Source organism: Rhizobium sp. SL42, assembly GCF_021729845.1.
Lineage (GTDB): Bacteria > Pseudomonadota > Alphaproteobacteria > Rhizobiales > Rhizobiaceae > Allorhizobium.
On sequence record NZ_CP063397.1, the window covers coordinates 2,156,537 to 2,181,425 of the forward strand.

Annotated in this window: 21 protein-coding genes, 3 tRNA genes and 1 riboswitch; of the genes, 20 read left to right on the forward strand and 4 right to left on the reverse strand. The window is 60.2% G+C overall.

Translation table 11 applies throughout. The annotated features are described in order from the left end of the window. Positions 1 to 77 precede the first annotated feature (77 nt). Entirely contained in the window at positions 78 to 1,064 is a 987-nt protein-coding gene (locus IM739_RS10175) for a helix-turn-helix transcriptional regulator (protein WP_237367696.1), read from the forward strand. On the opposite strand, the gene IM739_RS10180 is transcribed toward IM739_RS10175, so the two are convergent. After that, a complete protein-coding gene (locus tag IM739_RS10180; protein WP_237367697.1) occupies positions 1,054 to 2,298 on the reverse strand; it encodes a cytochrome P450 in 1,245 nt (414 codons plus the stop codon). The genes IM739_RS10175 and IM739_RS10180 overlap by 11 nt on opposite strands. Before the next feature lie 53 nt (positions 2,299 to 2,351). Then, complete coding sequence (locus IM739_RS10185; protein ID WP_237367698.1) at positions 2,352 to 3,596, reverse strand: GGDEF domain-containing protein; 1,245 nt, start codon at positions 3,594 to 3,596, stop codon at positions 2,352 to 2,354. Between the two features lie 361 nt (positions 3,597 to 3,957). On the opposite strand from IM739_RS10185, the gene clpP reads away from it, so the two are divergent. The 6 genes from clpP to IM739_RS10215 all read left to right on the forward strand — a co-directional run bounded on the left by clpP (position 3,958) and on the right by IM739_RS10215 (position 13,141). Further along, complete coding sequence (clpP, locus tag IM739_RS10190; RefSeq protein ID WP_237367699.1) at positions 3,958 to 4,593, forward strand: ATP-dependent Clp endopeptidase proteolytic subunit ClpP; 636 nt, start codon at positions 3,958 to 3,960, stop codon at positions 4,591 to 4,593. Positions 4,594 to 4,883: 290 nt separating this feature from the next. Beyond that, positions 4,884 to 6,161: an ATP-dependent Clp protease ATP-binding subunit ClpX gene (gene clpX / locus IM739_RS10195; RefSeq protein ID WP_237367700.1), complete on the forward strand. Its 1,278-nt coding sequence runs from the start codon at positions 4,884 to 4,886 to the stop codon at positions 6,159 to 6,161. 440 nt (positions 6,162 to 6,601) lie between these two features. Next, a complete protein-coding gene (gene lon / locus IM739_RS10200; protein WP_237367701.1) occupies positions 6,602 to 9,019 on the forward strand; it encodes an endopeptidase La in 2,418 nt (805 codons plus the stop codon). Positions 9,020 to 9,224: 205 nt separating this feature from the next. Next, complete coding sequence (hupB, locus tag IM739_RS10205) at positions 9,225 to 9,500, forward strand: DNA-binding protein HupB (RefSeq protein WP_007606160.1); 276 nt, start codon at positions 9,225 to 9,227, stop codon at positions 9,498 to 9,500. A gap of 138 nt (positions 9,501 to 9,638) precedes the next feature. After that, positions 9,639 to 9,798, forward strand: a riboswitch (FMN riboswitch). Between the two features lie 143 nt (positions 9,799 to 9,941). Next, positions 9,942 to 10,841, forward strand: a complete 900-nt coding sequence (locus IM739_RS10210; RefSeq protein ID WP_237367702.1) for a DMT family transporter — start codon at positions 9,942 to 9,944, stop codon at positions 10,839 to 10,841. A 101-nt stretch (positions 10,842 to 10,942) separates the two neighbouring features. After that, a complete protein-coding gene (locus tag IM739_RS10215) occupies positions 10,943 to 13,141 on the forward strand; it encodes an esterase-like activity of phytase family protein (protein ID WP_237367703.1) in 2,199 nt (732 codons plus the stop codon). A gap of 88 nt (positions 13,142 to 13,229) precedes the next feature. Here IM739_RS10215 and IM739_RS10220 read toward each other — a convergent pair whose 3' ends face one another. Beyond that, positions 13,230 to 14,216, reverse strand: coding sequence for an aldo/keto reductase (locus tag IM739_RS10220; protein ID WP_237367704.1), 987 nt, complete (start codon positions 14,214 to 14,216; stop codon positions 13,230 to 13,232). A gap of 230 nt (positions 14,217 to 14,446) precedes the next feature. Here IM739_RS10220 and IM739_RS10225 point away from each other — a divergent pair, with 230 nt between their 5' ends. The 5 genes from IM739_RS10225 to IM739_RS10245 all read left to right on the forward strand — a co-directional run bounded on the left by IM739_RS10225 (position 14,447) and on the right by IM739_RS10245 (position 19,843). Continuing rightward, entirely contained in the window at positions 14,447 to 15,457 is a 1,011-nt protein-coding gene (locus tag IM739_RS10225) for a hypothetical protein (RefSeq protein WP_237367705.1), read from the forward strand. A 150-nt stretch (positions 15,458 to 15,607) separates the two neighbouring features. Continuing rightward, positions 15,608 to 16,924: an MFS transporter gene (locus IM739_RS10230; protein WP_237367706.1), complete on the forward strand. Its 1,317-nt coding sequence runs from the start codon at positions 15,608 to 15,610 to the stop codon at positions 16,922 to 16,924. Positions 16,925 to 17,045: 121 nt separating this feature from the next. Further along, a complete protein-coding gene (locus IM739_RS10235) occupies positions 17,046 to 17,765 on the forward strand; it encodes a GntR family transcriptional regulator (protein ID WP_237367707.1) in 720 nt (239 codons plus the stop codon). Positions 17,766 to 17,785: 20 nt separating this feature from the next. Beyond that, positions 17,786 to 18,928 carry a M24 family metallopeptidase gene (locus IM739_RS10240; RefSeq protein ID WP_237367708.1) on the forward strand — a complete coding sequence of 381 codons (1,143 nt, stop codon included), beginning with the start codon at positions 17,786 to 17,788 and terminating at the stop codon, positions 18,926 to 18,928. Positions 18,929 to 19,117: 189 nt separating this feature from the next. After that, positions 19,118 to 19,843, forward strand: a complete 726-nt coding sequence (locus IM739_RS10245) for an NYN domain-containing protein (RefSeq protein ID WP_237367709.1) — start codon at positions 19,118 to 19,120, stop codon at positions 19,841 to 19,843. Between the two features lie 38 nt (positions 19,844 to 19,881). Here IM739_RS10245 and IM739_RS10250 read toward each other — a convergent pair. After that, positions 19,882 to 19,957, reverse strand: a tRNA-Val gene (locus IM739_RS10250). Between the two features lie 339 nt (positions 19,958 to 20,296). Here IM739_RS10250 and IM739_RS10255 point away from each other — a divergent pair. The 8 genes from IM739_RS10255 (at position 20,297) to IM739_RS10290 (ending at position 24,885) form a co-directional block, all read left to right on the forward strand. Continuing rightward, a tRNA-Asp gene (locus IM739_RS10255) sits at positions 20,297 to 20,373 on the forward strand. A 73-nt stretch (positions 20,374 to 20,446) separates the two neighbouring features. Then, positions 20,447 to 20,523 (forward strand) — tRNA-Asp (locus IM739_RS10260). 229 nt (positions 20,524 to 20,752) lie between these two features. After that, complete coding sequence (locus tag IM739_RS10265) at positions 20,753 to 21,118, forward strand: NADH-quinone oxidoreductase subunit A (RefSeq protein ID WP_037073464.1); 366 nt, start codon at positions 20,753 to 20,755, stop codon at positions 21,116 to 21,118. After that, entirely contained in the window at positions 21,109 to 21,687 is a 579-nt protein-coding gene (locus IM739_RS10270) for a NuoB/complex I 20 kDa subunit family protein (RefSeq protein ID WP_007601786.1), read from the forward strand. Before IM739_RS10265 ends, IM739_RS10270 begins: the two co-directional genes overlap by 10 nt. 17 nt (positions 21,688 to 21,704) lie before the next feature. Further along, on the forward strand, positions 21,705 to 22,307 hold the full coding sequence (locus IM739_RS10275) for an NADH-quinone oxidoreductase subunit C (RefSeq protein WP_237367710.1): 603 nt from the start codon (positions 21,705 to 21,707) through the stop codon (positions 22,305 to 22,307). 17 nt (positions 22,308 to 22,324) lie between these two features. Next, positions 22,325 to 23,515 carry an NADH-quinone oxidoreductase subunit D gene (locus IM739_RS10280; RefSeq protein ID WP_237367711.1) on the forward strand — a complete coding sequence of 397 codons (1,191 nt, stop codon included), beginning with the start codon at positions 22,325 to 22,327 and terminating at the stop codon, positions 23,513 to 23,515. Next, positions 23,515 to 23,757 (forward strand): hypothetical protein, encoded by a 243-nt coding sequence (locus tag IM739_RS10285; protein WP_237367712.1) that lies wholly within the window; start codon positions 23,515 to 23,517, stop codon positions 23,755 to 23,757. Before IM739_RS10280 ends, IM739_RS10285 begins: the two co-directional genes overlap by 1 nt. An 18-nt stretch (positions 23,758 to 23,775) precedes the next feature. Further along, positions 23,776 to 24,885, forward strand: a complete 1,110-nt coding sequence (locus IM739_RS10290) for an NADH-quinone oxidoreductase subunit E (protein ID WP_237367713.1) — start codon at positions 23,776 to 23,778, stop codon at positions 24,883 to 24,885. Positions 24,886 to 24,889 lie beyond the last annotated feature (4 nt).

The window sequence follows — 24,889 nt, forward strand, 5'->3', positions numbered from 1 at the left end:
GAAGGGAGATTGCGCCACCATACCTGTCAGATTGTGTCAGGTTGGTTTAGTATATTCATCGAGACGAGGTTTTTTCGATGCGTGCCAGCCGACTGATCAACATTCTGACGACCCTGCAGGCGAGGGGGCTGGTAACAGCTGAGGCACTCGCCGAGGAAAACGACGTCTCTGTGCGTACCATCTATCGTGACATCGATGCCCTCTCGCTCTCTGGTATCCCTGTCTACAGCGAACGCGGCTCCGAGGGCGGCTACAGACTGCTCGACGGATACCGCGTCCGCCTCAATGGTCTGACCTCTGCCGAGGCGGAGGCCATGTTCCTCTCCGGCATCCCCGGTGCCGCTGCCGATCTCGGCCTGGGTTCGCTGATGGCGGGCGCCCAGAAGAAATTGACGGCCGCCTTGCCCGAAGATTTGCGTGAAAGCGCCCGGCGCATGCAGTCGAAGTTCCATCTCGATGCGCCCGCCTGGCTCGCCGAGGGAGAGCAGCCCGTCTACCTCCAGGCCGTTGCCGATGCGGTCTGGAATTCCAAACGCATCCGCATGCGCTACCGTTCGTGGAAGGCCGAGAAGAACCGGGTCGCCGAGCCGCTCGGCATCGTCATGAAGGGCGGCGCCTGGTACCTCGTCGCAGGCGTCGATGGGAGCGTCCGCACCTATCGCATATCCCGCGTGCTCGACCTCATCGTCACCGACGAGCGCTTCGACTGGCCGAAGGACTTCGATCTGGCGACCTATTGGGGCGAGAGCACGAAACGGTTGGAACTGGAGCTTTATCCGAACTGGGCAACCGTCCGGCTTTCCCCCTGGGCTCTGAAGGAGATCGAACACATGGCGCCACCATACGTCCGTGCCAATCTCCAGCTGTCCGCAGACACCGACGAGCGCGGCTGGCGGATCGCCCGATTGCCCGTCGCGCACGAGCGCATGGCCGTATCCGAGATGCTGAAGCTGGGGCCGGAGGTCGAGGTCATCGACCCGCCGGAGCTGCGCCTCGCGATGCAGCGGGCCATCGAGACCTTGATGGCACGCTACACGCCAGCGCCCGCCGATATCACCACGTAAGTTCGAGCTTCTCCAGGCCGTGGAAGTGGTAGACATCCTTGACCACGGGCGGGGCGGCAATCTTCAGGCCCGGCAGCCGCTTGAAGAGCAGCGGCAGCACGATGTTCAGTTCAAGCCGCGCCAGCGGCGCGCCGATGCAGAAATGGATGCCGGCGCCGAAGGACAGGTTGGCGCCTTCGTCGCGCATCGGCTTGAAGGTGAGGGGATCGCTGAACTTGTTCGGATCGAGGTTGGCCGCCGCCAACAGCAGGCTGACCTTGTCGCCGCGCTTGAGTGCGACGCCGTCTATCTCGCAGGGCTCCAGACAGTAACGCTGGAAGATATGCACCGGCGCGCCGATCCGCAACGTTTCCTCGACGGTGCGTTCCGTCGCCTTGGCGTCCGAAAACAGTTGCGCCGGGTCCAGCCCGCTCTCGAGGATCAGCCGCACCGAATTGCCGATCTGGTGTACCGTCGCTTCATGCCCGGCATTCAGCAGAACGATCGTGGTCGAGACCAATTCGTCCTCGCTCAGATACTGGCCTTTATGCTCCGTGTGGATCATGTGGCTCAGCAGGTCGTCGCGTGGATGGGCGCGTCGCTCGGCGATGACGCTGCGCACGTAGTCGGCAAACGCCTTTGATGAACGGTCGGCGGCATCTTCGTCGGCGCGCGTGCGCTTGAACATGTACATGCCGACATAGTCGTGGCTCCACTTGAGCAGTTGCGGCCCCATCTCCTCGGGAATGCCGATCATCCGGGCGATCATCGTCACCGGAATGATGTCGGCAAATGTCGTCAGCAACTCCGTCTTGCCGTCATTTTCGAAGCGATCGATCAGGCCATTGGCAAGCTCGGCGATTTCCGGCGTCATCTTCTCGACATGGCGCGAGACGAAGGCGCGATTGACCAGGGTTCGCAGCCGGGTGTGCTCGGGCGGTTCGATCTCGAGCAGCGAATGCTCTTCGGCCTTGTCGAAATGTCGGGTATGCGCCGCGGGTTCCGGCATGCCGAGTTCTTCGCGCGTCGCAACGTGTAGGATCTGTCGGCCGAAGCGACGGTCGCGCAGCAGGGCGTTCACGTGGTCATAGCCTGTGAAGAACCACGCCTTCTGCTCTTCCCAGTAAAACGTCGGACAGGCGGCATGCAGGGCTGCATATGTGGTGTTCGGATCGCCGTAGAACGCTGGATCGCGGGCATCGAGGGACACACGACGGGTTGCGGGATCTATCGAAAGGAAGGGAAGGTCGGTCATTGGGCCTGTTTAACTGAGCTGAGAGTGGGGCAAGGAGAACGGATGCGTATGAACTAGGACTTATCCGAGCCAGCCGCGGAAGCAAGGCGCTTGAGGATCGCGACCTGACGGTCGGCCTGGTCGTCGAGTGGATCCGTGCGGTTCAGGGGCATGGTCACGACGCGCTTGCCGTTCGTCACCGCAGTCCGGTTGCGGCCCTGAGCTTTCGCCCTGTAGAGTGCTTTGTCGGCGTTTTTAATCAATTGGTCCAGGGTGGCTTCCGCCATCGTCGCCACGGCAATCCCGATGCTCACGGTCACGGATGTCGCAACGGCCCCGGCGGGAATTTTCCGTTCGGCCATGGCCAGACGGGCCGTTTCGGCGATGAGTGCCGCATCCCGCGCCTCGGCGACGGTAAGTACGGCGGCGAATTCCTCGCCACCTGTCCGCCCGAAGGCAGTGCCTTGCGGCAGGAGTGATTTGCACAGGCGCGCAAACTCGCACAGCACCAGATCGCCGGTTTGATGACCATATCGGTCGTTGACCTGCTTGAAATGATCGAGATCGAACAGCAGCAGCGCGATGGCCGGTTTTTCGCCCGCGCGCATCATGTCCTCGAAAGCATCGCTCAATCCGCGTCGATTGAGCGCGCCGGTGAGCGGGTCCGTGCAGGCCAGTTCGCGCAATCTTGCCTCGGACTGATCCATCAGCATCTTGGCCAGGATGACGACAGCCGTCACGAAGCCGACAATTGCCACCAGGCCGATATGGGCTTTGATCGTCAGCTCAGGGAAGCCGCCTGGCATCAGCATGATGACCAGCCCGGCAAACACGATCCCGCTGATGGCCTGCAGGATCCAGACCGTCGCGAGCATCTGGCGATAGCGAATGGTGCTGAAGGCCGATTTGCCGACCGTGAACGCCATGATGACAAAGCCGACGCTGGTGGCGATTTCGTAGGTGGCGAAGCGGTAGGCAAACTCGGCGCGAACAAAGGGCAGAAGGTTGGCGGCCGTCCATAGCAATGCCGGCAGCAGGAACAGCCGTGGCGGCTGTCGTCCGTCGAATCTCGCAAGGCCGACGACCCAGAAGCTGAAGGAAGAGAGCGAAATGAAATTGGCAACCTGAATCGAGATGAAATCCGGAATCTCGTTGCGGGTTGCAATGAGACCGAGGCCAAGCGCGTGACCGGCAAAGCCCAGGCCAAACCACAGATAGTGCCTCTGGTTTGGGGCGTGGAGCCAGATCGCTAACAGGAGAATCGAAAACGTCCCGGTCTGGGTGATCCGGAGCAGAAACGCCGTCTTCACATCGAGCACGACGAACAATCCTAAAATTAGTCGAAGCAGTATCGACGCTAAAATGATCCACAGGGGTTAAGCAGTCGCTACGAAAGGCCGCTGACTTGGGGCTGCGTCGCTGATTTGCGTCAAACCGAGAATTACCGAAGATTCACCATGTTAGGCCTTTCTTGTGAAGCGTCGAATATGCTGTGCCTTGCCGTTGGCCAAAGCCTGAGAAACCCGCTAGTCGAATGGCCGTGGTCTGCATGGCACCATTAAGGATATCCCTCTCTCGCGTCTTGAATGTCAGGGTGCGGACACTCTATGTAGGGGTTGACAGATTTTATGTGATTCCCTTCGCCGACCGGTGTCGGGGAGAAGCTGATAAAGGACCGACATGAGAAATCCCGTTGATACCGCCCTGGCTCTGGTGCCGATGGTCGTGGAGCAGACCAATCGCGGCGAGCGCTCCTACGATATCTTCTCCCGACTGCTGAAGGAGCGGATCATCTTTTTGACCGGTCCGGTCGAGGACAACATGGCATCGCTGGTTTGCGCGCAGCTGCTTTTCCTTGAAGCCGAAAACCCCAAGAAGGAAATCGCCATCTACATCAATTCGCCGGGTGGCGTCGTCACCGCCGGCATGGCGATCTACGACACGATGCAGTTCATCCGTCCGGCGGTTTCGACGCTGTGCGTCGGCCAGGCCGCGTCGATGGGCTCGCTGCTTCTGGCGGCCGGCGAAAAGGGCATGCGCTTTGCGACCCCGAACGCCCGCATCATGGTTCACCAGCCTTCGGGCGGCTTCCAGGGCCAGGCATCCGACATCGAACGTCATGCTCGTGACATCATTAAGATGAAGCGTCGCCTGAATGAAGTTTACGTGAAGCACACCGGTCGCACGCTTGAAGAAGTGGAAAACACGCTGGATCGTGACCATTTCATGGAAGCAAGCGAAGCGCAGGAATGGGGTCTGATCGACCGCATCCTGACCTCGCGTGTGGAAATTGAAGGCGCGGCTCCGTCGGCCTGATGACACTCGGCTTATCCTTCGGCGCCACGGGTGCCGGAGGATGTGAACAGCCAAGGGGTTTAAAGTCGTCGCGAAAGCGCTATTAGTAGAATTAAGGCTATGTTGAATTTTTATGACATAGTCTGCCGCGTTAAGGGGTTTTCGTTGCCGCCGTTCCGGGTCTATTTCGGATCGGCTAGTAGCTCCTGATCGGAAAGGGTTTCGGCCGGTACATGCGGTCGGAACCGGACGGTTGAGTGATCGCCCTGCCGCAACAACGCGGTGGCGCGGCGTGCTGGAAGGATAAAGACATGAGCAAAGTCAGCGGAAGCAACGGCGGTGACTCCAAGAATACCCTTTATTGTTCCTTCTGCGGCAAGAGCCAGCACGAGGTCCGGAAGCTGATTGCCGGACCGACGGTGTTCATCTGCGATGAATGCGTCGAACTCTGCATGGATATCATCCGCGAAGAGAACAAGTCTTCGATGGTCAAGTCCCGCGAGGGCGTCCCCACGCCGCAGGACATCATCAAGATCCTCGACGAATACGTGATCGGCCAGAAGCAGGCCAAGAAGATCCTGTCGGTCGCGGTCCACAACCATTACAAGCGCCTGTCGCATGCCTCCAAGGGCGGTGACGTGGAGCTGGCGAAGTCCAACATCCTGCTTGTCGGCCCGACCGGCTGCGGCAAGACCTATCTCGCCCAGACGCTGGCCCGCATCATCGACGTGCCGTTCACCATGGCAGACGCCACGACCCTGACCGAAGCCGGTTACGTCGGTGAGGACGTCGAGAACATCATCCTGAAGCTTCTCCAGGCTGCGGATTACAACGTCGAGCGCGCCCAGCGCGGCATCGTCTATATCGACGAAGTCGACAAGATCTCCCGCAAGTCTGACAACCCTTCGATCACCCGCGACGTGTCGGGCGAGGGCGTACAGCAGGCGCTTCTGAAGATCATGGAAGGCACGGTTGCTTCCGTTCCGCCGCAGGGTGGCCGCAAGCATCCGCAGCAGGAATTCCTCCAGGTCGACACGACGAACATCCTGTTCATCTGCGGCGGTGCATTCGCCGGTCTCGACAAGATCATCTCGGCCCGCGGCGAAAAGACCTCGATCGGCTTCGGCGCGACAGTGACCTCGCCGGAAGATCGCCGCGTCGGCGAAGTTCTGCGCGAACTGGAACCGGAAGATCTGGTCAAGTTCGGCCTCATCCCGGAATTCATCGGTCGTCTGCCGGTCCTGGCGACGCTTGAAGATCTGGATGCCGATGCCCTGATCCAGATCCTGTCCGAGCCGAAGAACGCTCTGGTCAAGCAGTATCAGCGCCTGTTCGAGATGGAAGATGTGGAGCTGACATTCCATGAGGACGCCCTGCGCGAGATTGCGCTGAAGGCGATCACCCGCAAGACCGGTGCGCGCGGCCTGCGTTCGATCATGGAGAAGATCCTGCTGGATACCATGTTCGAACTGCCGGAACTGGAAGGCGTTCGCGAAGTCGTCATCTCCGACGATGTGGTCAAGGGTTCGTCCCGTCCGCTGTATATCTACGCGGATCGTCAGGAAGAAAAGGCCAACGCTTCGGCGTGAGCTTTCGGCTCCGATAGACGGCGCCGACGAGATTGAGATTGCCCGCCGTTCTGGCGGGCTTTTTCGTTCATGGCCGCGCCATCCGCATGCCGATCCGCTCGGTCTCACTACCGATATCGCCGGCAATCGATGGGGCAGGGGGTGGCGCGGAAGGATGGCGGCTCTGTCGTCCGCAGCCTGCGCATTGAGCCTTGCCCTTTTCAGCGCAATCCACAGTGCATTCAGACAGGTACGCATGGTTCGGACCAGCCTAAGGGACTAGTGTAAAAGTTCGACGTACTCTGTCATGCTGTCGTCACAGATTCGCGACCGCCATGCTGGTCAGGCTTGAATTACGCACACCGCCACTCCACTTGTTGGGGGAGCAAGAAATATGCCCGTCGCCTTCGGGGACGGACATCTAGTCCCGGGTAAAACCGGGATCTCGGAAAGGAAGTGAAATGTCGAAAACGTCTGCTGCACACGAGAGCAATACCTATCCGGTACTGCCCCTGCGCGACATCGTGGTCTTCCCGCATATGATCGTTCCGTTGTTCGTCGGTCGCGAAAAATCCATCCGCGCTCTTGAAGAGGTGATGGGCTCCGACAAGCAGATCATGTTGGCCACACAGATCAATGCCAGTGATGACGATCCGGCCCCCTCGGCGATTTACGAGGTCGGCACGGTCGCCAACGTCCTGCAACTGCTGAAGCTGCCTGACGGTACCGTGAAGGTGCTGATCGAGGGGCGCGCCCGTGCCAAGATCGAGACCTATACCGGTCGCGAAGACTACTATGAGGCAACGGCCCACATTCTGGCTGAACCGGAAGAAGATGCCGTAGAGATCGAGGCGCTGTCGCGCTCGGTGGTTTCCGAGTTCGAGAACTACGTCAAGCTGAACAAGAAGATTTCGCCGGAAGTCGTCGGTGCCGCCAGCCAGATCGAGGACTACTCGAAGCTGGCCGACACTGTCGCCTCGCATCTGTCGATCAAGATCACCGAAAAGCAGGAAATGCTGGAGACGGTGAGCGTAAAGACGCGTCTTGAGAAGGCGCTCGGCTTCATGGAAGGCGAGATCTCGGTCCTCCAGGTCGAGAAGCGCATCCGCTCGCGCGTCAAGCGCCAGATGGAGAAGACCCAGCGCGAATATTACCTGAACGAACAGATGAAGGCGATCCAGAAGGAGCTCGGCGACGGCGAGGACGGCCGTGACGAGATGGCCGAACTGGAAGAGCGCATCGCCAAGACCAAGCTGTCCAAGGAAGCCAAGGAAAAGGCCGATGCGGAGCTGAAGAAGCTGCGCCACATGAGCCCGATGTCGGCGGAAGCGACCGTTGTCCGCAACTATCTCGACTGGTTGCTTGGGCTGCCTTGGAGCAAGAAGTCCAAGGTCAAGGTCGATCTCAATCTCGCGGAGAAGATCCTCGACGAAGACCATTTCGGTCTCGACAAGGTCAAGGAGCGCATCGTCGAGTATCTCGCAGTGCAGGCCCGCGCGACCAAGCTCAAGGGCCCGATCCTGTGCCTCGTCGGACCTCCGGGCGTCGGCAAGACGTCGCTCGCCAAGTCGATCGCCAAGGCGACCGGACGCGAATATGTGCGCATGGCGCTCGGCGGCGTTCGTGACGAAGCGGAAATCCGCGGTCACCGTCGAACCTATATCGGTTCGATGCCGGGCAAGATCGTGCAGTCGATGAAGAAGGCGAAGAAATCCAACCCGCTCTTCCTGCTCGACGAGATCGACAAGATGGGCATGGATTTCCGTGGCGACCCGTCCTCGGCTCTGCTCGAGGTGCTGGACCCGGAACAGAACGCGACCTTCATGGACCACTATCTGGAGGTCGAATACGACCTGTCCAGCGTGATGTTCGTCACGACCGCGAATACGCTGAATATTCCGGGCCCTCTGATGGACCGCATGGAGATCATCCGGATCGCCGGTTACACCGAGGATGAAAAGCTGGAAATTGCCAAGCGTCACCTTCTGCCGAAGGCGATCAAGGAACACGCCCTGCGTCCGGAAGAGTTTTCCGTCGCAGACAGCGCGATCATGGCGATCATCCAGCAATACACCCGCGAAGCCGGCGTACGTTCGTTCGAACGCGAACTGATGAAGCTCGCCCGCAAGGCGGTCACCGAGATCATCAAGGGCAAGGTGACGTCTGTTGCCGTGACCGGCGAAAACATCAACGACTATCTGGGCGTTCCGCGCTATCGCCATGGCGAAGCCGAAGGCGAAGATCAGGTCGGTGTTGTCACGGGTCTGGCCTGGACGGAAGTTGGCGGCGAGCTGCTGACGATCGAAGGCGTGATGATGCCGGGCAAGGGTCGCATGACCGTGACCGGCAATCTGAAGGAAGTCATGAAGGAATCGATCTCGGCGGCGGCATCCTATGTCCGCTCGCGCGCCGTCGATTTCGGCATCGAACCGCCGCGCTTCGACAAGTCGGATATCCACGTGCACGTGCCGGAAGGCGCCACCCCGAAGGATGGCCCGTCGGCCGGCGTCGCCATGGCGACCGCGATCGTCTCGATCATGACCGGCATCCCGGTCAACAAGGATGTGGCGATGACGGGTGAAATCACCCTGCGTGGTCGCGTGCTTCCGATCGGCGGCCTGAAGGAAAAGCTGCTTGCAGCACTTCGCGGCGGCATCAAGAAGGTTCTGATCCCGGAAGAGAACGCCAAGGATCTGGCGGACATTCCGGACAACGTGAAGAACAATCTTGAGATCGTTCCGGTGTCGCGCATGGGCGAGGTTATTCGCCATGCGCTACTGCGAGTTCCGGACCCGATCGAGTGGGATGGCACCGTTGAAACGCCTGCCATCGGCACAGTCGAAGGTGTCGATGAAACCGGCGCGGCGATCGCCCACTGAGGCATTTCTGCCATGCTTGCGCCATAAAGGCGAAAAACATCAAAAAAGGCTGGCAGTTTTGCCAGCCTTTTTTGTGAAAAGTCTTCGGAAAGGCTTGTTTTCCGGGGTGTTCGGGTGCTTTTGGGTTGCGCAGGGCAGAAGCATTCGTATTCTCCGCCCGACTTATCAATTGAGTCGTTTCATACCAATCAGAAAGGGTGGAAACATGAACAAGAACGAACTCGTATCCGCGGTAGCCGAGAAGGCTGGCTTGACTAAGGCCGATGCGGCCTCTGCCGTCGATGCCGTTTTTGAAACGGTCCAGGCTGAACTGAAGAGCGGTGGTGACATCCGTCTCGCCGGTTTCGGTGCGTTCACCGTAGCGCGTCGCGAAGCCTCCAAGGGCCGCAACCCGTCCACCGGCGCAGAAGTCGATATTCCGGCTCGCAACGTTCCGAAGTTCACGGCCGGCAAGGGCCTGAAGGACGCCGTCAACTCCTAAGGGAGAACGGCAGGCCACGCCGCATTTCGCGGCGGTGGCCAAAGAGACTTAAGCCCGGCCCTCGTGCCGGGCTTTCTTTTTGGACGCCTTGCGTTAACGCAACGGGTATCCTAACTCTGCTTTCGCCGGCTTGCCGGCATTCGTTCTCAGGGCGGGGTGCAATTCCCCACCGGCGGTAAGGAGATCCCTCCAAGCCCGCGAGCGCCTGTTTCTCAGACGGCAACGTCGCCGGGGCAGGGTCAGCAGATCCGGTGCGATCCCGGAGCCGACGGTATAGTCCGGATGAAAGAGAATGAGGTCCTTGATTGCTGCTTTGTCCGGCGTGTCGGATGAACGCGATTTGTCGTCTTGACGCCCCGGTCGCGACCTCGGTCCCCGGAGAGTCTGTCGCCGCCTCATCTGTCCTGATTTGTGTTGCTCCTTTTGAGAAGGAAAATGGACATGAATCAGAGCTCCTTGTCGCTCTTCCGCTCACGCGCCTTTATCGGTGCAGCTTTCATGGTACTGGCGGGCATCGCCTTTGCCCTGCTCAATGTTGTCACGCAATGGCTCGCCATGACGCTGGGCTTCCCGGCCGCATCCACAGCCTTCTGGCAATATGGCTTTGCCCTTGTCCTTTCGCTGCCGCTGCTGTTCCGTCTCGGGCTCAAGGCGATGCGCACCGATTATCCGCTACGCCACGCGTTCCGGGTCCTGCTTGCAGCCTTCGGTGTTCAGGCCTGGGTCATGGGCCTTGCCACGGTACCGATCTGGCAGGCGATCGCGTTGGTGATGACGTCGCCTTTCTTCATCATTATCGGTGCCCGTCTGTTCCTGGGTGAAACCGTCGGTACGGATCGCTGGCTTGCCACTTTCACTGGCTTCCTTGGTGCGATGATCATTCTCCAGCCCTGGTCGGACAGCTTTTCGCTTTCAGCGCTGCTGCCTGTTCTCTCAGCCCTTCTTTGGGGCGGATCGTCATTGCTGATGAAGAACCTGACGAAGTTTGAAGCGCCGGAGACCATCACGGTCTGGCTCCTGGTCCTGTTGACGCCAATCAATGCAGGCCTTGCAATGGCCTCCGGTTTCGTCATGCCGGAAGGGGTGGCGCTCTGGCTGCTATTGGCGGCGGGTCTATTGACCGCGATCGGCCAGTATCTGCTCACGCTTGCCTACAATGCGGCCGATGCCGCCTATGTGCAGCCGTTCGATGACCTGAAGCTGCCTTTGAATGTCTTCGCCGGCTGGCTGGTCTTCGGTTATGCGCCCAGCGGTTATCTGTGGATCGGAGCACTGCTGATTCTCTCGGCTTCGCTCTTCCTGATGCTGCGCGAAGCCGGCCGCGAGGCTCGGTCGAACTAAACTCAGCGTTGGTGTCCGCCGCGATGGCAATTGTCATCTCCCTGTCATTCGCATGACGCAAAAGCCTCCTGTTCCCTTTTCCGGAAACAGGAGGTTTCCCCATGACGTTTGGTCTTTCCCGTGTCGCCCTGACGGCGGCTCTTCTCGCATCCGTGGCGCTGCCCGCAGCGGCTGAACAGGTCTTCAACCGTATTTCCGCCTTCCCGGTCGCCACCAACCTGCCGGCCGACAAGGACAAGCTCTCGACCACCTCGGCCGAGATCGTCACCGCCTCGGAAGATGGCATGACGCTGATCTATTCCGACAGCCCGCTCGGTGGCATCGGTTTTATCGATATCTCCGACGCCAAGGCTCCGAAGGCCGGTGGCGCCCTGTTGATGGATGGCGAACCGACATCGGTTGCGGCTCTTGGCAACAAGGTGCTCGTGGCCGTCAACACTTCCGAGAGCAAAGTCAATCCGTCTGGTCGCCTGGCCGTCGTCGATATCGCGTCCAAGGCGATCGATGCGACCTGCGATCTCGGCGGCCAGCCGGATTCGGTTGCGATCTCGCCGGACAAGACCTTTGCCGTCATCGCTATCGAAAACGAGCGTGACGAGGAGCTGAACGAAGGCAAGCTGCCGCAGATGCCTGCTGGTGATCTCGTCATCGTCGGACTGAAGGACGGCACTGTGGATTGCGCTTCGTTGAAGCATGTTGCCATGACCGGCCTCGCCGGTGTGGCCGGCGACGATCCGGAGCCGGAATTCGTCTCGATCAACGGTCTCGGCGAAATCGCCGTCACGCTGCAGGAAAACAACGAGATCGTCATCGTCGACGGCAAGAACGGTGAAGTGAAGACCCATTTCACCGCCGGCACTGTCGACCTCGAGGGCATCGACACCAAGTCGGATGGCGCCCTGAAGTTTACGGCTAAGAAGGAAGGCGTCATTCGCGAACCCGACGCCCTGAAATGGCTCGACGACAACCGTTTCGTCGTCGCCAACGAAGGCGACTATGAAGGCGGCTCGCGCAGTTTCACCATCTTCGACAAGACCGGCAAGGTTGCCTACGAATCAGGTCCGTCGCTGGAACTCGCCATCGCCCAGATCGGCCACTTCCCCGACAAGCGGGCAAAGTCCAAGGGTGTTGAACTCGAAGGCCTGGAAGCTGCGACCTTCGGCGATCAGAAGTATTTCTTCGTGCTCTCCGAGCGCGCGTCCATCGTCGGCGTCTACAAGGACACCGGCGCCGAACCGGAGCTGGTGCAGCTGCTGCCGTCTGGCGTCTCGCCGGAAGGGGCTGTCGCCATCCCGGGTCGCAACCTGCTTGCCACCGCCAACGAAGTGGACCTCGGTGAAGACGGCGGTCCGCGCTCGCATGTAATGCTTTATGAACTGGCGGAAGGCACGCCGGCCTATCCGATGATCCGTTCCGACATCGTCGACGGCGCGCCGATTGGCTGGGGTGCTCTTTCCGGCCTGGTTGGCGATGCCGAAAAGGCGGGCCAGCTTTACGCCGTTAACGACAGCTTCTTCAGCATGCAGCCGACCATCTTCACCATCGATGCGACGCAGAAGCCTGCTGTCATCACCGCAGCGCTCCCAGTCACCCGTGGCGGCGCTGCAGCGCAGAAGCTTGACATCGAAGGCATCACGCTGGACGGCAAGGGCGGTTTCTGGCTCGCCTCCGAAGGCGATCCGGCCAAGCTGGTCGGCCATGGCATCTACAATGTCGACGCCAAGGGCGAGATCAAGTCGGAAATCGGCTTCCCGGTCGAGCTCCTCGCCGGTCAGACACGCTTCGGCCTCGAAGGCATCACCTCCGTTGGCGAAGGCGACGACCAGACGCTCTGGATGGCCGTGCAGCGCGAATGGAAGGACGGCGAGAAGGGCACCGTCAAGCTGGTATCCTACAACATAAAGTCCAAGGAATGGGGCGCAGTCAGCTATCCGCTCGACAAGACCGAAGCCGGCTGGGTCGGCCTGTCTGAGATCACCGCGCATGACGGCAATCTCTACATCGTTGAACGTGACAACCAGGTCGGTGACAATGCCAAGCTGAAGAAGCTTTATATGGTCGCGATTGCCGACCTGAAGCCTGCCAAGCTCGGCGAAAAGCTCCCGGTCGTTGCCAAGCAGGAAGCGCATGACTTTCTGCCGGATCTGAAGGCCGCCACCAACGGCTATGTCGTCGACAAGCTGGAAGGTTTCACCTTCGATGCTGCCGGCAATGCCTTTGCCGTAACGGACAATGACGGCGTGGACGACAGCTCCGGCGAAACCCTGTTCTGGCAGGTCAACCTCAAGGGCACCAACTGATCCCGCGTCGGATCTTGGTTTTCTGAAACAGACGAGGCCGGGTGATCGCTCACCCGGCCTCTCTTTGTTTCATCTCGACAAGAGATGACTACCAGCGCTGGTGCACATGCGGCGCGATCAGCCGGTCATAGGTGTCCTTCGCTGCGGCCATGACGTCTGTGGACAGGGCACCAAGATCCGATGCAGCCGCATTGGCCTTGGCCTGCTCGCCATTGCGGGCGCCGGGGATGACGACCGTGACCGCCTCATGCATCAGTATCCAGCGGAGTGCGAAGGCCGCCATGCTTCCGCCGGCCGGCACCAGCTTGCGGATCTCTTCAACGGCGGCAAGCCCCGTTTCGAACGGCACGCCGGCAAAGGTCTCGCCGACATCGAATGCCTCGCCGTTCCGGTTGAAGTTGCGATGGTCTTCAGCCGCGAACTGGGTCTGCGCCGTGATCTTGCCTGACAGCAGGCCGCTTGCCAGCGGCACGCGCGCGATCACCGCGACATTGCGGCGCTTCGCTTCCTGGAAGAACAGGCCGGCCGGGCGCTGGCGGAACATGTTGAAAATGATCTGCACGCTGGCGACGCCCGGATATTCGATCGCCTTCAACGCTTCCTCGACCTTTTCGACGCTGACGCCGTAATGCTTGATCTTGCCGGCCTTGCGGATCTCTTCCAGTCCTTCGAACATTTCCGGACGGTAGTAGACCTCGGTCGGCGGGCAGTGCAACTGCACGAGGTCGAGGCTGTCCACCTCTAGGTTCTTCAGCGAGCGATCGATGAAAGCCTCGATATTGGCCTTGGTATAGCCCTTGGCGACATGCGGATTGAGCCGGCGGCCGGCCTTGGACGCGACCATCGGCCGCTGGCCTCCGCGTGCCTTCAGGACATCGGCGATGATCCGCTCGGACCGGCCGTCACCATAGACGTCGGCCGTGTCGACAAAGGTCATGCCGGCATCAAGTGCGGCATTGAGCGCCTCACGGCCATCCGCCTCGGAGACTTCGCCCCAGGAACCACCGATCTGCCAGGCGCCGAAGCCGATATCGCTGACCTTGAACTCCGTCCGGCCGAAAGCATGTTGTCTCATCGTGTTTCTCTCCCTCGATTGAATGTCGCGGCTATCAAGTGGAGCAGGGGCGAACGGGGGTCAACGGCCAATCATCCGTCATGTCGCAAAAACACCGTGAACCGCCCTTAGACGTTGCCCTGGCCGGATGGTCCGGCCGGATCGGGATGATGACGCTCGTTTATCGATTTCTGCGCTTGTTACGGCTGGTATCTCTGTGTGTTGCCGGACTTGCCGTATGGGAAGTGGCCTTGCCCTTATATCGCAGCGGCGTCGCGCTCGGCCTTGTCGATCCGGTCTCCCTTGCGCAGTATCGGCTGGCCTTAGCGTCAACGGATCAGGTTCGCGACGAGATCGAGACTGCCATTGCTGCGGACGACTATGCCTATGCCGGTAGCCTCTACCAATTGGCCATCCACGAAGGTCATCATCTGCCCATGGACCTTGGCGAACGGGCTGAGGGAACGCTTTTGCGCCGGGCATTTGTCACCGGCAGTGGCGTGGCAAACGGTTTTGTTTTCGGTTCGATCGACAACGGCGCGGAGATTGCCGGCTCGGTTTCCAGCGATCTTGTCGGTTTCGGCGATCTTCGCGATTTTTCGGTGCAGGGCATCAGGCTGGCCGCCGGCGGTGATTATGATCCTGTCCTGCTCACGCTGTCCGTTATCGGTCTTGGCCTCACGGCTGCAACCTACGGAACGGCGGGGGCGGCCGGTCTTGCCGACGCGGGATTTGCGGTCGTCAAGAATGTCCGTCGTGCCGGCAAAATGAGCCGCCCCTTCGCGGCCTATCTCGCGAAAACCGCCGGTCAGGTCATTGATACGAAACGCCTGCGTCGGGAAATTGCTTCGGCTGTGGATGAGGGAGCGTTGGGACTGTCGCGCGCCCGTGCGATCGCGGCTCGCGTTGTTGACCGCAAGGCGGCAGGTGCTCTGGTCGATGATGCGCGGGTGCTGGGTGAAATCGGCACGGCTGGTGGCCCGCGTGCCGCAGTCCAGGCGTTGTCGCTGGCCGAAGGCCCGTCAGACCTGCGGCGGCTCCAGCGTATCGGCCTTCATTTTGGCGACCGCAGCACGGCGGTGATGAAATTTCTCGGTCGCAGCCTGATGACGATCGGCTGGGACCTCTATCTGCTCGTCGCCGCGTTGGCTGGATTGGCCGCAAGCCTTGCGCTCTTTTGCCTGCGGCAGGCCGCCAGACTTTTGCTTTTTCCGTGTCGCCGACAGCTCAAGCCGGTTTTCAAGCTTGTATCGGTGATCTGAAGCCGTGCGTCGCGCCCAAGCGGCCGAATATGCACGCGTAGAGGCCCCCGTGGGAAAACCGCCGCACCGCTGAATGCGTATTGCCTTGGACGCAGCAGTCAGGCGACTGCGCCGACAAGGACCACCATGCGCCCGCCCGCACCTGAGACAATGACCTTCAACCGCCTATTTGCGCTGTATGCCCTGCCGGCCCTGCCGCTCGCCGCCATCGCGCTGCCGTTCTATATCGTCGTTCCGACGTTCTACGCAGGCAATTTCGGTATCCCGCTTGCCGCCATTGGCGCCACGCTGCTGGCGATCCGCCTGATCGACGCGGTGACCGATCCGTTTTTCGGCTGGCTGTCCGACCGCTTCGCCCATCGCCGTGGTCGCCGTCGCGTCTTTTTCGCGCTATCACTGCCGCTCACCTCGCTTGCCGCATTCATGCTGTTCTGGCCGCCGCAGAATGCGGGTCTTGCCTATCTCGGGCTCTGGGGAACCGCGCTTTCGGTCGGCGCCACCTGGACGCTTCTGCCGTACACAGCCTGGGGCGCCGAACTGGCGACGGGATATCAGGCGCGTGTCCGACTGTCGGCATTCCGCGAGGGGGCGACCCTGATCGGCTCGCTGCTGGCCATTTCGCTGCCTTTCGTTGGTGGTCTGGGAACCTCTGCCGGCTTCCATGGCCTCGCCTGGATCGCCGTCTTCATAGCCATCGTCCTGCCGCTGGCCGGCCTGGTGACGGTGATTGCGGTCCCCGAGCCTCAGGATGTCTCGCGTCGTCGCCTGTCGCTACGCGAAAGCCTTGCACATCTGAGCGGCAATCGTCCGTTTTTGAGGTTGGCGGCAGCCTTCCTGCTCAACAGCTTTGCCAATGCCGTACCCGCGTCGCTGTTCATCTACTTCGTCGGTGAGCGGCTTGGCGTGCCGGCATTGCAGGGCCCTTTGCTATTTGCCTATTTCCTCAGCGCGATTGCCGGGATTCCGCTTGCCGTCTGGTGCGCGAGCTGGATCGGCAAGCATCGCGCCTGGTGTCTCGCCATGCTAGCCGCCTGCCTGATCTTCTCCGGCGCGGGTTTCCTGCGCGAAGGAGATGTGACGCTCTTCGCCGTGGTCTGCGTCACGACAGGTCTGTTGCTTGGCTTCGACCTGACCTTGCCGCCCGCCATTCAGGCCGATGTGATCGACAATGACACGGTGGTGTCCGGCGAACAGCGGTCCGGCCTCTATTTCGCCGCCTGGAGCTTTATCACCAAGCTGGCGGTTGCCCTGTCGGCCGGTGTGGTTTTCCCGCTTCTCGATCTTGCGGGGTTTGTCGGCGAGCAGGACGTGGTCCAGACGGAAACGTCGCTGACTGTCCTCGGCGGCCTTTATGCCTGGCTGCCGATCCTGCCGAAGCTTGCCGCCATTGCCATCATGTGGCGATTCTCGCTGGATGAGAGCGCGCACAGGCGGCTGCGCGACGCCCTCGATATTCCATCGTCCTGACGTCTGCCGGTCTGCTTCCGATAGGCCCGACCTTGACTTTCTCGCGGGATGCCGGATGAGCTTCATTCTTATCCGGCGGACCTCTGGCCCCCGGCAAGATGGGTGAAAGCGGATGGCGGCGATGGACGAGACGAAGGATGGCAATGTGGTCGAAGGTGCCCGGGCCCGCGGCTCCGGCAGTCAGATCGTTTACAGCACATTGCGCCAGGATATTCTGTCGATGGCCCGGGCACCGGGAAGTCCGCTGGACGAGGTGACGCTGGCCGAACATTTCGGCATGTCGAGGACGCCGGTGCGCGAAGCCCTGCTGCGGTTGGCCTCCGAAGGACTTGTCACGACGCTGCCCAATCGCAGCACCATTGTCGCGGTCATCGATTTTTCCACGCTTCCGACCTATTTCGAGGCTCTGACGCTGATGTACCGGGTGACGACCCGCGGTGCGGCCAAAAGGAGCGGCAACAGCGGCATGCAGATGATTCTCCAGCGCCAGCGCGAATTCACCGCAGCCGTTGCCGCACAGGATGCCTTTGCCATGATCGAGGCCAATCGCGAGTTCCATGTCGCCATCGCCGAGCGTGCCGGCAATCCCTACTACGCGAACTTCTTCGCCCGCCTGCTCGACGAGGGACGGCGTATCCTGCGTCTCTACTATTCGACCTTCGACGATCGCCTGCCACGTCAGTATGTCGACGAGCACGAAGACATGATCAGGGCGATCGTCGACGGCGATGTCGAGCGCGCCGATGGATTGGCGAGCGCGCATGCGGCGCAGATCGTCCACCAGATCCAGGAATATGTCTCGCGTGCCTATGGCAGTGCCCTGTCGATGCCGCGTCTCTGATACTCTCTCAAGGAATTGTCATGTCGTCTTCCTTTCGTCCCGCCCCGATCTCCAATGCCGAGCGGCAGCAGCGGCTCGCGCGTTTGCGCACCGCCATGCAGGCAGCTGGCATCGACGCCCTTCTGCTCGGCTCGACCGAGAGCCTGCGCTATTTCACCGGCATGGTCTGGCACGCAAGCGAACGCCTTGTCGGCGCATTGGTGACGGAGACCGGCCTGACCTACATCGTGCCGGGCTTCGAGCAGAGCAAGGTCGAGACTCTGGCCAAGCTCGATGGAGACATCGCTCTCTGGCAGGAAGACGAAAGCAGCGCTGAATGCGTGGCACGGTTGCTCGGGCAGGGCGCACGGCTCGCCCTCGATGATGCCCTGCCGCTCTTTGTCTACCACGCGCTGGCCGCGACCCTTGGCCCAGACCGGCTGATCGATGGCGGTCGATTGATTCGCGATATCCGTCTGTGCAAGTCCGATGCTGAGATCGCTATCATCCAGTACGCGATGAACCTGACGCTGGAGGTGCATCGCCGTGCCCACGATTTCATTCGCCCGGGCATTCTAGCCTCGGAAGTCGTTCGCTATATCGATGAGCAGCACCGCGAATTGGGCGCTGCCTCTGGCTCCAGCTTCTGCATCGTCTCATTCGGGGTGGCGACCTCGCTCCCGCATGGCGCCGACGGCGAGCAGACCTACCAGTCCGGCGATGTCATCCTCGTCGACACCGGCTGCCGGCTGGACGGCTACCACTCCGACCTGACCCGCACCTATGTGCTCGACACGCCCGATGCCGATTTTGCCCGTAACTGGGCGATCGAGCGCGCGGCGCAGCAGGCCGTGTTCGACGCGGCAAAGCTCGGTGCCGCCTGCGGCAGCCTGGACGATGCTGCCCGCGCCCTGATCGCCAGCCATGGCCTCGGGCCGGACTATGCGCTTCCCGGCCTGCCGCATCGCGCCGGCCACGGCCTCGGCCTCGAGATCCATGAGGAACCGTATATCGTCCGCGGCAACCAGACCCAGCTCGCGCCCGGCATGTGTTTCTCCAACGAGCCGATGATCGTCTTCCCGGAACGCTACGGCATTCGGCTGGAGGATCACATCTACATGGGCGCAACCGGTGCCCACTGGTTCACTGAACCGTCCAAGGGGCCGGCTGAGCCGTTTGCGTGAGGTTTGAGGCATATACAGGTTGAAAGCCCGCCGGATCGCTCCGGTGGGTTTTTTTCTGATTGCGCGTTTGATGACCAGTTGTTTACCGAGAAAAACAACTCTGCTTTGCATGAGGCGCCACTAAATGCACCATAGGCTGATTGGCTGATAGTCTGAGCCGAGGCTCAGAGGCAAAGGGAGCGTATAGTGTTGGCCGTCAATAATCGTCTGCCGCGCCTGGCTGTCCTGATCGACGCCGACAATACGTCTTCCAAGATCGTCGACCGACTGTTTGAAGAGATAGCGCGAATCGGCGAGGCGAGCGTCCGCCGAATCTATGGTGACTTCACCAGCCCATGTTCGAAAGGCTGGTCCGAAGCGCTTACGCGCCACGCTATTGTTCCACAGCAGCAGTTCGCCCACACGGCCGGAAAGAATGCGTCGGACATCACATTGGTCATTGATGCCATGGACCTGCTTCTCAGTGGCCGCTTCGATGGCTTTTGCATCGTTTCGTCGGACAGTGACTTCACCCGACTCGCGTCGAGAATCCGCGAGCAGGGCTTGGACGTGTTCGGTTTCGGTAGGCTGAAGACGCCGGAAAGTTTCAGGCAAGCATGTCGGCGATTCATCAATACCGAAAATCTTCTAGTTCAGCCTGCCGTGGACGTCGGCTCCAAGCCCACGTCGCCGCACAAACCGCCGAGCGCAGCAACGCCGATCATCAAGCGAGTGCTGGCAAAAATCCACAGCGAGGACGGGTGGGTGCCGCTTTCTGCACTCGGCAAGCAGCTTTCGAACATGAAGGCCGAATTCGATCCGAGAACTTACGGCCACACCAAGCTGAGCCAATTGGTGCTAAAGGCTGGAGCGTTTGAAATTGAACAGCATGAAGGAGGACACATGCGTATGCGCCTGCGCAGAGAGCACGCGTAGCCGCTGTTTGACTGTTCAAAAATGCAGAGAAGAAGAAATGGTGGGCGATGACGGACTCGAACCGCCGACATCCTCGGTGTAAACGAGGCGCTCTACCAACTGAGCTAATCGCCCGCCCGCTGACCGGATCATGTCCGCCGCGTCGGTGGCCGTGATCTATGCGGATCGGGGAAAATCCGCAAGGGTGTTTGTGAAGTTTTTTTGTTTTTTTTGATCGCAATTGATGAGGGCATTGTGAAAAAGCCCGGAAATTCGGGACCTTCGTCCTGCGTCCCGTTGTCGCGAGGCTTGACGCTTCGAGAGGGTGGGGAAGGGGGCATTGGATAAAAATGACTTGGTCGCAGTTTTGTCTTGAAAGCTGCTTGACACTCCCAGACGAACGCCTTAGTTAGCCGCTCATCGAACGGGTTAGCCCGCTCGGCGAGGAGCGCTTTACTCCTCATCTGGAAATACGCGGGTGTAGCTCAGTTGGTTAGAGTGCCGGCCTGTCACGCCGGAGGTCGCGGGTTCGAGCCCCGTCACTCGCGCCATTCCCAGAAAAAGCAAAAGCAGGGCAGTCACTTGATTGCCGAGGAGATCGGATATCATTGGTATCCAAAATGCGCGGGTGTAGCTCAGTTGGTTAGAGTGCCGGCCTGTCACGCCGGAGGTCGCGGGTTCGAGCCCCGTCACTCGCGCCACTCCTCCTCTTTCCAGAATTAAATTTGTTTTCAAACATATCTAAAGCGGATTTCGCGCGACACCCATTTTACCCGCTGGTAAGGTGTGGTCGGGTATCGGGTGAAAAGGCTTTGGTTGGACTTGCGCTGACCGACAGGCTGCGCTAACCACGGCTCGTTACAACTCTCTTTCGGCTTGTCGGCTCCGCCCCAGATGCTTCCCGGCATTAGAGACAAGCAGGGTGATATGATGACTGAACTTCTCAGTTCCTACCTTCCGATCGCCATCTTCATCGGTATAGCCCTCGTCATCGGCCTGGCGCTCTTGATTGCGCCTTTTGCCGTTGCCTACAAGGCGCCTGATTCGGAGAAGCTCTCGGCCTATGAATGTGGCTTCAACGCCTTCGACGATGCGCGCATGAAGTTCGACATCCGCTTCTATCTGGTGTCGATCCTCTTCATCATCTTCGATCTCGAAGTGGCCTTCCTGTTTCCCTGGGCTGTTTCGTTCAGCGAGATCGGTTGGTTCGGCCTGTGGTCGATGATGGCCTTCCTCTTTGTTCTCACCATCGGCTTTATCTATGAATGGAAGAAGGGGGCGCTCGAATGGGAGTGATCCAGTCCAACACGCTGGTCGCCCAGCAGCCCAAGGGCATTATTGACCCCAACACCGGCAAGCCTATCGGCAGCGATGATGCCTTCTTCGGCGAGATCAACAACGAGCTCGCCGACAAGGGTTTTCTGGTCACTTCGACCGACGAGCTGATCAACTGGGCCCGCACCGGGTCGCTGATGTGGATGACCTTCGGTCTCGCCTGCTGCGCCGTGGAGATGATGCAGCTGTCGATGCCGCGTTACGACGTCGAGCGCTTCGGTTTCGCACCGCGCGCCTCGCCGCGACAGTCCGACGTGATGATCGTCGCCGGCACGCTGACCAACAAGATGGCGCCTGCGCTCCGCAAGGTCTATGACCAGATGCCGGAGCCGCGTTACGTCATCTCCATGGGCTCGTGTGCCAATGGCGGCGGCTATTATCACTATTCCTATTCCGTCGTTCGCGGCTGCGACCGTGTCGTGCCGGTCGATATCTATGTGCCGGGCTGTCCCCCCACGGCAGAAGCGCTTCTTTACGGGGTGCTGCTGCTGCAGAAGAAGATCCGGCGCACCGGAACGATCGAGCGGTAAGGCGAAGGGACGAGACAATGACTGAAGCCTTGAACGAGCTGGCATCCTATCTCAAGGAAATGCGCGGCGCGCTGATCGCGACGAGCGAAATCACCTATGGTGAACTGACATTGACCGCCAAGGCGGAGGATATCATTCCGCTGCTGACCTTCCTGCGGGATGACGTCCAGTGCGGTTTCGTCAATCTGATCGATATCTGCGGCGTTGACTATCCGAAGCGCGAAGACCGTTTCGACGTGGTCTATCACCTGCTGTCGCCGCGCCAGAACCTGCGCATCCGCATCAAGGTTGCCACCGGTGAATTCAAGCCGGTTCCTTCGGCCTGTCCCGTGTTTCCCGGCGCTGACTGGTTCGAGCGCGAGACCTGGGACATGTACGGTATCCTGTTTACCGACCATCCGGACCTGCGCCGCATCCTCACCGACTACGGTTTCGAGGGGCACCCGCTGCGCAAGGACTTCCCGACAACGGGCTTCGTCGAGGTTCGCTACGACGACAACGCCAAGCGCGTCGTCTATGAGCCGGTCGAGCTCAAGCAGGAATTCCGGAATTTCGACTTTCTCTCGCCCTGGGAGGGCACGGATTACGTGCTGCCCGGCGATGAGAAGGCAGCCAAGTAAGCGGAAGGTTTGGGGCTATGACAGAACACAACGTCCGCAACTTCAACATCAACTTCGGTCCGCAGCATCCGGCGGCGCACGGGGTCTTGCGTCTCGTGCTCGAGCTCGACGGTGAAATCGTCGAGCGCGTCGATCCGCATATCGGCCTGCTGCACCGCGGCACCGAAAAACTGATCGAGACCAAGACCTATCTCCAGGCGCTGCCTTATTTCGATCGTCTCGACTATGTCGCGCCGATGAACCAGGAGCACGCCTATTCGATGGCGGTCGAGAAGTTGCTCGGTCTGCAGATCCCGATCCGTGGTCAGCTGATCCGCGTTCTCTATTCGGAAATCGGCCGTATCCTGTCGCATCTCCTGAACGTCACCACGCAGGCGATGGACGTTGGTGCGCTGACGCCGCCGCTCTGGGGCTTCGAGGAGCGCGAAAAGCTGATGGTGTTCTACGAGCGCGCCTGTGGCGCCCGTATGCATTCGGCCTACATCCGTCCGGGCGGCGTGCACCAGGACCTGCCGCATGAACTGGTCGAGGATATCGGCAAGTGGTGCGATCCCTTCCTGAAGACTGTCGATGATATCGACGACCTTTTGACCGGCAACCGTATCTTCAAGCAGCGTAACGTCGATATCGGTGTCGTTACGCTGGATGATTGCTGGGCCTGGGGCTTCTCGGGCGTCATGGTCCGCGGTTCCGGCGCGGCCTGGGACCTGCGCAAGTCGCAACCCTACGAATGTTACGCCGATCTCGACTTCGACCTGATGGTCGGCAAGAATGGCGACTGCTACGATCGATATCTCATCCGCATGTTCGAGATGCGTGAGTCGGTGAAGATCATGAAGCAATGCGTCAATCGTCTGCTTGGCGACGCCAGGACCGGGCCGATCTCGGCGCTGGATGGTAAGGTCGTTCCGCCGAAGCGTGGCGAGATGAAGAGGTCGATGGAAGCGCTGATCCATCACTTCAAGCTCTATACCGAAGGCTACCATGTGCCTGAGGGTGAGGTTTATGCTGCCGTTGAAGCGCCCAAGGGCGAATTTGGCGTCTATCTCGTCTCCGATGGCACCAACAAGCCCTACCGCTGCAAGATCCGCGCCCCGGGCTATGCCCATCTACAGGCGATGGATTTCATTTGCCGCGGCCACCAGCTGGCGGACGTGTCCGCCATTCTGGGTTCGCTGGACATCGTGTTCGGGGAAGTTGACCGCTGATGCTGAAAATCCTCGTCGCGATCGCTGCTTTTGTCTGTGCCACCGTTGCGGTGGCGCAGGAAAGCGACGTGACGGCGAGCAGGTCATCGCTATCGATGGCCAATCTCATCAAGCAGGGATATGAGATCAAGAGCTCGTCCTGGACCGGCTCGAAGCTGTTCGTATTTCTGCAGAAAGATAAGTCGGCCTATGCCTGCGAATTTGCCAATGTGGCGAATACGCGGTGTGGTTCCATAAACTGATACAAGGCGTGAGGAAGTATGTCCGTTCGTCGACTAGCCGAAGAGCAATTTCAGCCGGCAGGCTTTTCCTTCAATGCGGAAAATGCCGTTTGGGCTGAAGCCACCATCCGCAAATATCCGGAAGGCCGCCAGCAATCGGCGGTGATCCCGCTGTTGATGCGGGCGCAGGAGCAGGATGGCTGGGTGACGAAGGCGGCGATCGAATTCGTCGCCCAGAAGCTCGACATGCCGTATATCCGGGTGCTGGAGGTCGCGACCTTCTACACCCAGTTCCAGCTGCGCCCGATCGGCACCCGCGCCCATATACAGGTCTGTGGCACCACGCCGTGCATGCTGCGCGGCGCCGAGGACCTGATCAAGGTCTGCAAGTCGAAGATCCATCACGATCCTCTCGAAGTGAATGAATCGGGAACGCTGTCGTGGGAAGAAGTCGAGTGTCAGGGCGCCTGCGTCAACGCACCGATGATCATGATCTTCAAGGATAGCTACGAAGACCTGACGCCGACCCAGCTCGAGCACATCATCGACCGTTTTGAGGCAGGCAAGGGTTCCGACATCAAGCCGGGCCCGCAGATCGACCGTATTTTCTCCGCCGCCGCAGGTGGTCCGACCGCGCTGATCGAGCCGATCGAACCGATCCGCTTCCAGGATACGCCCGCCGCTGCTGCGCCGGCCCCGGCTGCTGCTGCCCCGGTAACGCCTTCGAATGCCGCAAAGCCGGTCACCGATGCGCCGGAGACCGACCAGAAGCTCAAGACACCGGCGACCGACAAAAAGGCCGCCGCTGAAAACATCAAGGTCAAGGGCGACAACGCCGATACGGCGCGGTCCGAAAAGCCTTCGCTGGAGGACAAGAACCGTCCGGCCGGTATCGAGAAGCCGGACGCCGTTGATGATCTCAAGATGATCTCCGGCGTTGGCCCGAAGATCGAGGCCACTCTGAATGGTCTTGGCATCTACAAGTTCGAGCAGATTTCCAAGTGGAAGAAGGCCGAGCGCGAATGGGTCGATACCTACCTGAAGTTCTCCGGTCGCATCGAGCGTGACGACTGGGTCAAGCAGGCCAAGGCCCTCGCCAAAGGTGGCGAAGCCGAATACATCAAAGTCTTCGGCAAGAAGCCGCGCTGAGAGG